Below are 10,866 nucleotides of genomic sequence, written 5' to 3'. Positions count from 1 at the left end.
GCACGGCGGCGCAGCTCGGCGGGGTAGGGAGACTTACCTGGCATGGACTCGATCCTCTCAAGAGATCAAGTCTCCACCGAACCCGGGGCGATTCAAACTGGTGGGCGGCCGGAGTCAGCACGTGGCCGATGCGTCTGGCGGCGATGGCCGCGTCCCTGACCGGGGTGATCGGTTCGGCCCACGACCACCAGAAGCTCCACTCGCCTTCTACCGGTGCGGCCGTGATGACCTCGCACAGGGAGGCGCAGCCGGGATTGATGACTCTCATCCTCGGCAGCCGCTCAGGCTGCGTGAGGATGCGGGTGTGCAGGCCCTGCGCCTTCAGCAGAGTCTGCAGGTCGCCCAGGTAGGTACTGGCCTGGTCGGCCACGGCGGCTGGGACGGGTTCAGACATGAGACGGCCTCCCAGAGAGGATGGTCAGCGGCGACTTCTAGGCAGGTGGCTGGTTACGGCCGGTGGAACGCCGGGCGAGGAAGACCTTCCGCGCGATCACTGCAACGACGCCGCAGAGGATGGACCCGAGCACCGCCTGGGACACCGGCCGGGCCAGGGTGGCGGGGGCCAGCAGCACGAAGGCAACGAACCCGGCAGTCAGGAGCAGTGCCATCGCGCAGAGCACCTTGTCACGAGGCATGGAGGAACCTTCCTTCACTAGAGATGGGAAGAGGCGTGAGGTCGGGATTGTGGGTGAAGGTGGTCAGCGGCAAAACAGGGAGCGGTCGCTGGCATGCCGGCGGCGAGCCCGCCACCGGTCCCTGAGCGCGGCGGCGAAGACGTTCGGCCCCGCACGAGCACAGCGACGATGACCGGGAAGGGGACGCTTTCGGGGAGGGCGGTGATCAAGTCGACGAGTCCGGCGGTGGGCTAGATCGGAGTCTGGAAGAGCTCTTCCAGCTGCGCTGGGGTGGGCTTGCGGTCCAGGTGGCACCACACGCAGCGATCTCCACTTCCGGGCGTCCGGTAGCTTCCCCACCGGCTGCGCGACAGGTTGTCCACGATCGCCAGCCCTCGTCCGTGCTCGGAGTGCAGGTTCGCCTCCTGCATGGGGATGCGTGCGGGTGTCGAGCAGCGTGAGCCGGGATCGGTCACCACCAGCCGCAGGACGGTCTCGTCCTGGGACAACTTGAGCGTGATCTGGCAAGGGGAGCCGTCAGCGGTGGTGGCGTCGGTGTACTTCACGGCGTTGGTGACCAGCTCCGAGGTCGCCAATGTCGCGATCTCGTAGGCGGCATGTTCGGTTCCCAACCATCTGCACACTGCCTGACGCGCTAGGTATGGCGCTTGATCGTTGCACGTTAGCTGGGTGGCACCAAGTTCCTCGAAGTGGGTGATGGGAGTCATGGGATAGATCACCGTATTCGCCTCGCTACTTCCCAGCCTTCATCGGCACTTTCTGCGTCCATGTGAGATGAAGACAAACGCTGTGGTGATCGTCGGCCTCTGCGCATGTCAGAGAATGAGGCCCTGCGGTTGACGTTGAGTCGGCAAGGCCGCACGCGCGAGTCCAGACCAGGTTCCGTCAGCCGCAGCTTGTCTGGTTTCTGAAATGCTTCAAAACCTCTCCCAGCCTCGGTGACCTGCTCCCGAGCTCCCAGTTCGATTCCGGTGCGAATCTTCCCGATCTGGATGAAGGCGTGCCGTGTTTGGCGCAAGGCCAGGCCGAGGCGCACTGAACCACCACACGAATGCGTATTCACGTAGAACACCCTCTTGTCGCTTTTTGTTCTCTTTGTGGCCGGAGGTGCCGCACCATTTACGAGATCATTTGTGGAATGAAGGGGTGCGAGCCCCTTGACTCCCTGTGTTCTCTCCATAGCTTGGTGTCTTGACGGTAAGTTGTGGCGCAGTCTTCGCCGCCATTCATCCGACAGCCTGTCGCATTCATGAGTGCGGGATGCGTGGCCGATGTGGGACCAATCATGTGGAGGTGGAACATGCCCGCACCGCGCCAACTCGACCCGAACGAGAGCAGGACAGCGGCATTCGGCGCTGAGCTGCGGCGCATGCGCGAGGAAGCCCGGCTCACCCAGGCCGAACTCGGACGCCGCGCCGGGTACTCATCCAGCCAGATCGGCGCGGTCGAGGTGGGCAAACGCCCGCCCACCGAACAATTCCTCACCGAGGTCGAGAAGGCACTCGGGCCCGGCCTGCGTGACCTGTGGGCTTCGCTGTCGCACCACCGCGACACCGCCCCAACCTGGTTCGCACCCTGGCTGCAGGAAGAGGAACAGGCCCAATCCCTGCGCACCTGGCAGCCTCTGGTGATCCCCGGGCTGCTGCAGACGGCCGACTACGCCCGCGCCCTACTGGAAAGCGAGAACGGCTACGACACCGAACGCATCGATGCCCTCGTGGCTACCCGTCTGGCCAGACAGAAGATCCTCACGCGCACCAATCCGCCTCGCTACTTGGTAGTACTGGACGAGGGGGTACTCGGCCGGCCCATCGGCAATCCTGGAGTCATGCACGAGCAATTGGAGCGACTGCTGGAGGCTACGCACGTCCCACACATCACCGTGCAGATCTGCCCGCTGGGCGCCAACCCCGGCTTGAGCGGAGGTATCGTCATCGCGAAAGCTCCCAATGGCACCCGTCGCACGGTGTACCTGGAGACCGCCGCGGAACCGCTAGTCACAAGCCATGCCGAGGTGGTTGAAATGGTTACCATGAAATTGGACGCCATCCGGGCGGATGCTCTCCCCCAGAGGGCGTCGGTCGAGTTCATCAGGAAGATGGTGGAGAAATGGACCTGACGGCCGAGCTGGAGACGGCGGCCTGGCGCAAGGCGACACGCTCGACCGGTAATGGCGGGGACTGCATCGAAGTCGCACCGCTGTCCGGCGGTCGTGTCGGCATCCGTGACACCGAAGCGCCTGACCAGGCTCCGTTCGTCGTCCGACCCGAAGTATGGGCTGCGTTCATCGACGGTGCCAAGAACGGCGAGTTCGACTTCTGATCCCCTGTCCGCGATTCATGGTTCGTCTGCTGTATCTGCCGTTGATTCGGGTGTTTGGCCGGCTGGTGTTGCTGGGGCGTAGCCAGGCATCCAAGGATGTCGAGATCATGGTGTTCCGACACGAAGTTGCCATGTTGAAGCGTCAGGTAGTCCGGCCGAGGCCCGTCGGCCAATCCCCAAAGGGCGGTCTACAACGTCCCAAGGGCTTCGGACTGCATGACTCGACCGTAGCCGCCCACCGCAGGTGCACCAGGTCCGCGAGGGTGCGGACCTGGTGCCGATCACCGTACCGGGAGGTCTGGCAGGTCGTTGGCGGGCGGCACGTGCGATCGGGCCGGTACAGGCTCCCTGGGGGCCACGTGCGGCCGGTCCTGGTACTGGTTCAGCGCCCACAGCCCCACGATGTCGGTGATCGCGAGGACGAGCACCACGAGGATGACCAGGATGAGCCGGCGTCTGCGCTCGCGCCGTCGCCATTCGCCCTGGACCCGGCGGTAGGCGTCCGGGGCCGGCTGGACGCCGTTGGCGAGTTTGTCGAGAACCTCGCGTAGCTGGTCCTCGGTGCTGGCGGGGCCGGTCGTCATCGTCGCTCCTGCATGATCTTGGTGAGGGTGGCCATGCCGCGGCTGGTGTGCGCCTTGACCGCACCGCAGGAGATGCTCATGGCTTCGGCTATGTCGCTTTCGCGTAGACCGAGCCAGTAGCGCAGGACGAGGGCCTCTCGCTGCCGGGCCGAGAGCCGCTGCAGGGCCTCGATGAGCGCTTTCTGATCGTCGTGGAGCAGGGCGACGCTTTCGGCCGACCGCTCGAGGTCAGTGGTCCAATCGGTGTGCTTGCGGATGACCTGCAAGTGGCGCAGTCTCATGCGGGCCAGGTTGCACACCACCGAGCGCAGGTAGGGCAGGGCGGCCTCGGCCGAGCGCAGCCTGCTCCAGCGGCGGTGCAGCTGGCAGAACGCCTCGGCGACGATGTCCTCCGCGTCGTCGGCGCCGAGCAGCACGGCCAGCCGGAGCAGGCCGGTGTAGTGCGTCTCGAACAGCTGCGTCAGCGCGGCCTCGCGTCCGGCGTCCGGCGGGCCGGGGGTGGGCGGTCCCCCGGCGGACGGCCCGTCCGTCCGTGCCGGGGGCGGCGTGTCGACCGATACGGAGCCGGATTCGGCGAACGTCGGCAATGGTATGGGTGGCCGAATCCCGGTCATGTGATCGTCTCCGCTTCGGGGGGTAGGGGGACCGGAGAGCTCGACGCCGGAGTGTGCGTTCTGGCCACCCGGTTGAAGAGCGGGGTCAACGTCACGACGACGGTGAGGTTCAGTGTCATGGCGACCACCGCGGCGTATGCCTGGATCTCCTGGCCGCCCACGCCCAGGGGCACCAGCGACGAGAATCCGCTGTGCACCACCAGGAGGGTGCCCGCGGCCATACCGCTCATCCACCCGGCCAGTAACGCCCAGGGGTGCAGACGGCGGGTGAACACGCCGAGCGCCACGGCGGGGAAGGTCTGCAGGATCCAGACGCCGCCCAGCAGTTGAAGATTGATGGCGTCCTGGTTGCGCAGTCCGAACACGAAGACGACCGCCCCGACCTTGGTGCTGAGCGAGACCATCTGGGCGATCCGTGTCTGGTGCTTGGGTGTGGCCCTCGGATGGAAGTACTCGACGTAGATGTTGCGAACGAACGAGGTCGCCACTGCGATCGACATGACCGCCGCCGGTACGAGCGCGCCCACGGTGAGAGCGCCGAAGACCAGACCGGTGAGGGCGGCGGGCATCAGGTCCTTGACGAGCAGGGGGACGGCGGTTTCCGCGCCGGTGGATGGGGGCTGGATGCCGGCGGCGAGCGCAGCGACCCCGAGCATGGCGAACAGTCCGAGCACCGCCGTCCACAGGGGCAGCGCGACCGCCGCGCGGCGCAGCGTGTCCGGGCCGGACGCGGCGAAGGCGGCCGTCAGCACGTGGGGGTACATCAGCAGGGCGAGGGCCGAGCCGAGGGCCAGGGTGGCGTAGACGGGGAACTGGCTCGGATCGAGCGTCAACGATGCCTGAGTCGTCTCCCCGCCGGACAGTGCGCGCTCCGCGCTGTCGAACATCGGCCCGGGCCCGCCGAACCGATCGAGGACGAGGAAGGAGACGGCCAGGATCGAGCAGAAGACGGCCGCGCCCTTCATCAGCGAGATGATCGCCGGCGCGCGCAGCCCGTGCCGGTAGGTCGCCACGGCGAGGACAGCGAACACGGCGACCAGCGCGAGGTCGCCGAGCGCCCCCCTCGGGTACAGCCCGACGGCGGACAGGATCGAACGGATGCCCCCCAGTTGCAGCGCGATGTAGGGCATGGTCGCCAGCACGCCGGTCGCCGCGACGACCAGTGCGAGGGCGGGGGAGCCGTAATGACCCCGGACGAAGTCCGCGGGGGTGATGTACCCGTGCCGGCGCGCCGCCGACCAGAGCCGGGGGAGCAGTACGAACGCCAGCGGGCACATGATCACGGTGTACTGCAGGGCGAAGAACCCGAGCGCGCCCGTGCCGTACACCAGACCTGGTACGGCGGCGAACGTGTAGGCCGTGTAGATGGTCCCGCCGAGCAGGAACCACGTCGTCGGGGTGCCGAACTGGCGGCGCGCCAGCGCCCAGTCCTCCAACGTGGGCAGCTCGGGAGGCGGCCGGAACCAGCGCGCGGCGACCGCGAGCAGGGAGGTGCCGCCGAGCACGGCGAGGAACGTCACCGTGCTCATCGGCTCAATCATCGGCCACCGTCCACAACGCCCGGGAAGTACTTCTAGGTTGCGTAATCCGCACTGCTGGTTGACACGAAATCTCCTCGAAATCGGCGTAAACCAGATCGGAACCGTCCGCAACCCTTGCAACAAGAACGCGGGAACATTCCGGAGGACGACGATGGCGAAGCCGACGCGGCGGGCGCGACGTTTCGCGGCCGGTATCTGTCTGGTCCTGCCCATCGTGGCACTCCTGTGGGTGCCCTGGTATTCCTACGACGCGCCACATCTGGCCGGAATGAGGTTCTTCTTCTGGTACCAGCTCATCTGGGTGCCAGGGAGCGTGGTGTTCATGGCCGTTGCCTACGTCCTGAGACGTGGCGCGGATCGCCCGCCTCGCGATCGTCATCTCACCTACGACCGGCGTCGCCGGTAACACCGACCACATCACCTCGTTCGGATCTCCGGGCGATTTTTCCCTCGTAGTACCGGCTGCTCTGCCATGCCCTGAGTTCAGGAGAATCAGCCATGCCCGAAAACGGCACCGCGAAATCAAGACCAACCCCCAAGTCGATCCTCATATGGACGGCAGTCGCCCTGGTAGGTGCGGTCGCCTGGGGGGTCGTCGCCCTGTCACAAGGAGAGGAGATCTCGGCGATCTGGCTGGTGGCCGCCGCCCTCGGTTCGTACGCGATCGCCTACCGGTTCTACTCCCGGTTCATCGCCCGCCGGGTGCTCGGCATCGACGACCGTCGCGCGACTCCCGCGGAACGGCTGGACAACGGGGTCGACTACCATCCGACCGACCGGCGGGTGCTGTTCGGCCACCACTTCGCCGCCATCGCCGGTGCCGGGCCGCTGGTGGGCCCGGTCCTCGCCGCGCAGATGGGATATCTGCCGGGGACCATATGGATTATCGTCGGGGTCATCGTGGCCGGGGCGGTCCAGGACATGGTCACCCTGTTCTTCTCGATGCGCCGTGACGGCAAGAGCCTGGGCCAGATGGTGCGCGAGGAGATCGGCCCGGTGGGCGGGACCGCCGCGCTGGTCGCGGTGTTCGCCATCATGATCATCTTGCTCGCGGTGCTCTCCCTGGTGGTGGTGAACGCGCTCGCACACTCGCCGTGGGGTACCTTCTCCATCGCGATGACCATCCCCATCGCCCTTTTCATGGGCTTCTACCAGCGCGTTCTGCGGCCGGGGCAGGTCATGGAGACCACGGTGATCGGGGTCGTGCTGCTGCTGCTGGCCATCGCGGGCGGCGGCTGGGTCCAGAACTCGGCCTGGGCCGACGCCTTCACGCTGAGCCCGCAGACGCTGGTCATCTGCCTGGTGGTCTACGGGTTCCTGGCCTCCGTCCTGCCGGTGTGGATGCTGCTGACGCCGCGCGACTACCTGTCGACGTTCATGAAGATCGGCACGATCGGGCTGCTCGCGGTCGGCGTGGTCATCGCGGCGCCGCACTTGCAGAACGAGGCGATCACCACGTTCGCGCTCAGCGGCACCGGGCCGGTCTTCGCCGGGTCGCTGTTCCCGTTCCTGTTCATCACCATCACCTGCGGCGCGATGTCGGGCTTCCACTCGCTCATCGCCTCCGGCACCACGCCGAAGATGATCCAGAAGGAGTCGCAGGTCCGGCTGATCGGCTACGGCGCGATGCTCATGGAGTCGTTCGTCGCCATCATGGCGCTGATCGCCGCGTGCGCGCTCGAACCCGGTCTCTACTACGCGATGAACGCTCCCGCTGGTCTGCTCGGCACCTCGCCGGAAAGCGCCGCCGCCGCCGTGGCGAAACTGGGCTTCGTCATCACCCCGGATGACCTGCGCGCCGCCGCGGCGGCGGTTCAGGAGCAGACCGTGATCGCCCGCACCGGCGGTGCCCCCACCCTCGCGATGGGCATCTCTGAGATCCTGTCCGGGATCTTTGGCGGCGCCGCGTTCAAGGCGTTCTGGTACCACTTCGCGATCATGTTCGAGGCGCTGTTCATCCTGACCACCGTGGACGCCGGCACCCGCGTCGCCCGCTTCATGCTTCAGGACTCCCTCGGCAACCTGTGGAAGCCGATCGGGCGGGTGAGCTGGAAGCCCGGCCTGTGGGGCGCCAGCGCCGCGGTCGTGCTGGCCTGGGGCTACTTCCTGTACACCGGCGTCACCAACCCGCTGGGCGGCATCAACCAGCTCTACCCGCTGTTCGGCCTCTCCAACCAGCTCCTGATCGCCATCGCGCTGACCCTCGGCACCACGATCCTGATCAAGTCGGGCAAGTTCAAGTGGGCGTGGGTCACCGGCGTACCGCTGGCCTGGGACTTGGCGGTGACGATGACCGCCAGCTGGCAGAAGGTCTTCCACGATGACCCCAAGATCGGCTTCTTCGCCCAGCGGGAAAAGTACGCCGACGCGCTGGCCGTGGGGAAGGTGATCGCGCCCGCCAAGAACCTCGACGACATGCAGGCGGTCGTCGTCAACTCCACCGTCGACGGCGTGCTGGCGGCGATGTTCGCGCTGCTGGTCATCATCGTCGTCGGCAACGCCGTGGTCGTGTGCCGGCGCGCCCTACGGTCCCGTGACCCCCTGCCGATGGCAGAGGCGCCCTATGTCGAATCCAGCATCGTGGCACCTGCGGGGTTATTCGCCACCGCGGCGGAACGGCGCGAGCTGGCCGAGGTGGGTGCGGGGAACAACGGAGCGGACGGCCAGCGATCATGACCGTGGTTTCACTGCTGCGCTTCGCCCGCTGGTACCTGCGCGAACTCACGGGTTCCGGTGAATACGACCGGTACCTCGCCCAGCACCGATCCCATCCGCACTCGCCGCCGCTGTCACGGCGGGAGTTCGAGCGGCACCGATCCGACCTTCGGGAGAAGAGTCCCGGCATCCGGTGCTGCTGAGGCGGGATCCGTCACCTGATCCGCTATCCCCGCCGGCCCCCTCCCGCCTGCTCGCCCACCACTCTCGGGCGAGCGGGTGGGAGGGGCCGGCGTCCTGTCCTCACCTCGGGGGAGACGACGACACTTCAGGAGACGACGTGGCAACCCCATCGTCACCGCCGGCCCGGCCGGTCAGACACAGGACCTCCGGGCCCTGGGCGAAGCTGAGCATCGGGGCGCTGTGGCTGCCCTTCCCGGCGCTGCTCTGGATCGAAGGTTATGCGGGTGCTGAGCCACGGCTGTTCGGCCTCCCGTTCTTCTACTGGTACCAGTTCCTGTGGATTTTCCTGTCCTCCAGCCTCACCTGGTGCGCCTACCTTCACACGACCCCCACCCGCCAGGCTCGAACCGGCGCGCATCGGCCCGCCGGCCCCGGAGAGAGAAGCCGATGAACCGAGATAGCATCGACTGGACCGCTCTCACGATCCTCGTGATCTTCTTCCTGATCGTCACGGTCACGGGGTTCGCCGCGGTCCAGGGCAGGAAAGGCCGCCACATCACGGGCACCGTGAACGCGCTGGACCAGTGGGGGCTGGCCGACCGGGGCTTCGGCACCCTCACCTCGTGGCTGCTCCTGGGCGGCAACATCTACACGGCCTACACCTTCATCGCGATACCGGCGGCGATGTTCGCCTCGGGCGCGGTGAGCGGCTTCTTCGCCGTCCCCTACACCATCATCGTGTATCCGTTGATCTTCACAGTCATGCCACGTCTGTGGTCAGTGGCCCATCGTCACGGCTATGTCACTCCCGCCGACTTCGTGCGCGGCCGCTACCGGAGCAGAGGGCTCACGCTCGCGGTGGCCCTTACCGGACTGCTGGCCACCCTGCCCTACATCGCGCTGCAGTTGGTGGGGATCCAGGCCGTGTTCGAGGTGCTCGGCCTGGGGAGCAGCAACCCTCTCGTCAACGACCTGCCTCTCGCCGTCGCCTTCACCGTCCTGGCAGCCTTCACCTACGTCAGCGGGCTCCGGGCGCCCGCGTTCATCGCCGTCCTGAAGGCCTTTCTGCTGTTCCTCGTCGTGACCGCCGCGTTCGTCGTCCTGCTCCCACGGCTGGGCGGCCTTGAGACGATCTTCGCCTCGGCCCAGGAGAGGATGGCCGCGCCCGATCCGAAGACCGGGCGCCCCACTGGGGTCTTCATCCCGGGAGCGAGCGGCTTCTGGCCGTACGCCACGCTGGCTCTCGGGTCGGCGATGGCCCTGGTGGTGTATCCGCACACGGTCACCACCGTGCTCGCGACCAGAAGCCGCGACGTCGTGCGCCGCGGCGCCGCACTCCTGCCGGCCTTCACGCTGGTTCTCGGCCTGTTCGCGCTGCTCGGCTTCTTCGCGATCGCGGCCGGTACGCGCCCTGTCGGCATGGACGGTCAGCCCAACCCCCAACTCGTGATCCCGCGGCTCTTCGCGGACCTGTTCCCGAGCTGGCTCACCGGCATCGCCCTGGCCACCATAGCCATCAGCGCTCTCGTACCCGCCGCGATCATGTCCATCGCCGCCGCCAACCTCGTCAGCCGTAACGTCTATCGCGAGTTCATCAGGCCGGACGCGAGTTCCCAAGACGAGCTGCGCGTCTCCAAGGCGGCCTCCCTCTTCGTCAAGTTCGGAGCGCTGGCCTTCGTGTTGTTCCTCGACAGGAAGTTCGCGCTGGACTTCCAGCTCCTCGGCGGAATCTGGATCCTGCAGACCTTCCCGGCGATCGTGGTCGGGCTCTACACCCGCTGGTTCCACCCCGGTGCGCTGCTCGCCGGCTGGGCGTCCGGCATGGTGTACGGCACCGTTACCGTCTACGGCATCGTCAACCCCGGAACCGGCAGGCACTTCGGCGGATCGCTCGCGGAGATCCCGGTCATCGGCGGCGGCCGTCTCAGCTACGTCGCCCTGACCGCTTGCGTGCTGAACACGGCCGTGAGCGTGGCCGCCACTCTCGCGTTCCGTGTGGCGAAACGGCCGGCGGGCCGCGATGAGACCTCGGCCGACGACTACCATGCGGATATCGACGATCCGCGCGTCGAACCCATCCGGGAACTCATCCGGTGATTCCGGCTGGCGGGAACAGGGTCATGGGGGCGCGGAGCGCCCATGGGAGCCTGGGCGATGACGTCGCCGAGGCGCAGCGGCTCCTTCGGTCGTGGCAGGAGGTCGCGAATCTAGCGAGGCCTCTGGTCGTATCGGTACTTGGCGGCGAGGCGGACAGACGTGATCGCTGGCGTGCTGCGCTGCGCATGGTTCGTGGGGAGGACCAGCCAGACCAGAGGGTGCAAATGAGGATCGA

At 66.9% G+C, this 10,866-nt stretch carries 13 protein-coding genes; 7 read left to right on the top strand and 6 right to left on the bottom strand.

The window, feature by feature from the left end:
• The 3 genes from ACIBK9_RS31275 to ACIBK9_RS31265 all read right to left on the bottom strand — a co-directional run.
• On the bottom strand, positions 1–394 hold a 394-nt coding region (locus ACIBK9_RS31275; RefSeq protein WP_397162343.1), incomplete at its 3' end, for a hypothetical protein.
• 37 nt (positions 395–431) lie between these two features.
• Positions 432–635 (bottom strand): hypothetical protein, encoded by a 204-nt coding sequence (locus tag ACIBK9_RS31270; protein WP_397162342.1) that lies wholly within the window; start codon positions 633–635, stop codon positions 432–434.
• 230 nt (positions 636–865) lie between these two features.
• Positions 866–1,342, bottom strand: coding sequence for an ATP-binding protein (locus ACIBK9_RS31265; RefSeq protein ID WP_397162341.1), 477 nt, complete (start codon positions 1,340–1,342; stop codon positions 866–868).
• A gap of 593 nt (positions 1,343–1,935) precedes the next feature.
• Between ACIBK9_RS31265 and ACIBK9_RS31260 the strand changes: the two genes are divergently transcribed.
• Positions 1,936–2,754: a helix-turn-helix transcriptional regulator gene (locus tag ACIBK9_RS31260; protein ID WP_397162340.1), complete on the top strand. Its 819-nt coding sequence runs from the start codon at positions 1,936–1,938 to the stop codon at positions 2,752–2,754.
• Positions 2,745–2,957 (top strand): DUF397 domain-containing protein, encoded by a 213-nt coding sequence (locus ACIBK9_RS31255; RefSeq protein ID WP_397162339.1) that lies wholly within the window; start codon positions 2,745–2,747, stop codon positions 2,955–2,957. Before ACIBK9_RS31260 ends, ACIBK9_RS31255 begins: the two co-directional genes overlap by 10 nt.
• A 281-nt stretch (positions 2,958–3,238) precedes the next feature.
• Here the strand turns inward: ACIBK9_RS31255 and ACIBK9_RS31250 are convergent, their stop codons facing one another.
• From ACIBK9_RS31250 to ACIBK9_RS31240, 3 genes are read right to left on the bottom strand one after another with little or no spacing between them, the layout of a single operon-like run.
• Entirely contained in the window at positions 3,239–3,541 is a 303-nt protein-coding gene (locus ACIBK9_RS31250; protein ID WP_397162338.1) for a hypothetical protein, read from the bottom strand.
• The gene (locus ACIBK9_RS31245; RefSeq protein ID WP_189648234.1) at positions 3,538–4,155 is read right to left on the bottom strand and encodes a SigE family RNA polymerase sigma factor; all 618 of its coding nucleotides are present in this window, start codon (positions 4,153–4,155) and stop codon (positions 3,538–3,540) included. Before ACIBK9_RS31245 ends, ACIBK9_RS31250 begins: the two co-directional genes overlap by 4 nt.
• Complete coding sequence (locus ACIBK9_RS31240) at positions 4,152–5,684, bottom strand: sodium:solute symporter (protein ID WP_397162337.1); 1,533 nt, start codon at positions 5,682–5,684, stop codon at positions 4,152–4,154. Before ACIBK9_RS31240 ends, ACIBK9_RS31245 begins: the two co-directional genes overlap by 4 nt.
• A gap of 163 nt (positions 5,685–5,847) precedes the next feature.
• On the opposite strand from ACIBK9_RS31240, the gene ACIBK9_RS31235 reads away from it, so the two are divergent.
• From ACIBK9_RS31235 to mctP, 5 genes are all read left to right on the top strand, one after another.
• Positions 5,848–6,102, top strand: coding sequence for a DUF3311 domain-containing protein (locus tag ACIBK9_RS31235; protein ID WP_397162352.1), 255 nt, complete (start codon positions 5,848–5,850; stop codon positions 6,100–6,102).
• 92 nt (positions 6,103–6,194) lie between these two features.
• Positions 6,195–8,372, top strand: a complete 2,178-nt coding sequence (locus ACIBK9_RS31230) for a carbon starvation CstA family protein (RefSeq protein ID WP_397162336.1) — start codon at positions 6,195–6,197, stop codon at positions 8,370–8,372.
• Positions 8,369–8,554 carry a YbdD/YjiX family protein gene (locus ACIBK9_RS31225; RefSeq protein WP_189648231.1) on the top strand — a complete coding sequence of 62 codons (186 nt, stop codon included), beginning with the start codon at positions 8,369–8,371 and terminating at the stop codon, positions 8,552–8,554. Before ACIBK9_RS31230 ends, ACIBK9_RS31225 begins: the two co-directional genes overlap by 4 nt.
• Complete coding sequence (locus tag ACIBK9_RS31220; protein WP_397162335.1) at positions 8,545–8,985, top strand: DUF3311 domain-containing protein; 441 nt, start codon at positions 8,545–8,547, stop codon at positions 8,983–8,985. The genes ACIBK9_RS31225 and ACIBK9_RS31220 overlap by 10 nt, the downstream gene beginning before the upstream one ends.
• The gene (mctP, locus tag ACIBK9_RS31215; RefSeq protein WP_397162334.1) at positions 8,982–10,631 is read left to right on the top strand and encodes a monocarboxylate uptake permease MctP; all 1,650 of its coding nucleotides are present in this window, start codon (positions 8,982–8,984) and stop codon (positions 10,629–10,631) included. The genes ACIBK9_RS31220 and mctP overlap by 4 nt, the downstream gene beginning before the upstream one ends.
• Positions 10,632–10,866: the final 235 nt, after the last annotated feature.

It is taken from the genome of Nonomuraea sp. NPDC050227 (genome assembly GCF_044459705.1).
Classification (GTDB): Bacteria; Actinomycetota; Actinomycetes; order Streptosporangiales; family Streptosporangiaceae; genus Nonomuraea.
This window is presented reverse-complemented; position numbering and strand designations above follow the sequence as displayed.

Excerpts from the sequence above, each read along its gene's own strand:
- ACIBK9_RS31270 (WP_397162342.1), bottom strand. The coding sequence starts at position 635 with ATGCCTCGTGACAAGGTGCTCTGCGCGATGGCACTGCTCCTGACTGCC.
- ACIBK9_RS31265 (WP_397162341.1), bottom strand. The coding sequence starts at position 1,342 with ATGACTCCCATCACCCACTTCGAGGAACTTGGTGCCACCCAGCTAACG.
- ACIBK9_RS31260 (WP_397162340.1), top strand. The coding sequence starts at position 1,936 with ATGCCCGCACCGCGCCAACTCGACCCGAACGAGAGCAGGACAGCGGCA.
- ACIBK9_RS31255 (WP_397162339.1), top strand. The coding sequence starts at position 2,745 with ATGGACCTGACGGCCGAGCTGGAGACGGCGGCCTGGCGCAAGGCGACA.
- ACIBK9_RS31250 (WP_397162338.1), bottom strand. The coding sequence starts at position 3,541 with ATGACGACCGGCCCCGCCAGCACCGAGGACCAGCTACGCGAGGTTCTC.
- ACIBK9_RS31245 (WP_189648234.1), bottom strand. The coding sequence starts at position 4,155 with ATGACCGGGATTCGGCCACCCATACCATTGCCGACGTTCGCCGAATCC.
- ACIBK9_RS31240 (WP_397162337.1), bottom strand. The coding sequence starts at position 5,684 with ATGAGCACGGTGACGTTCCTCGCCGTGCTCGGCGGCACCTCCCTGCTC.
- ACIBK9_RS31235 (WP_397162352.1), top strand. The coding sequence starts at position 5,848 with ATGGCGAAGCCGACGCGGCGGGCGCGACGTTTCGCGGCCGGTATCTGT.
- ACIBK9_RS31230 (WP_397162336.1), top strand. The coding sequence starts at position 6,195 with ATGCCCGAAAACGGCACCGCGAAATCAAGACCAACCCCCAAGTCGATC.
- ACIBK9_RS31225 (WP_189648231.1), top strand. The coding sequence starts at position 8,369 with ATGACCGTGGTTTCACTGCTGCGCTTCGCCCGCTGGTACCTGCGCGAA.
- mctP (WP_397162334.1), top strand. The coding sequence starts at position 8,982 with ATGAACCGAGATAGCATCGACTGGACCGCTCTCACGATCCTCGTGATC.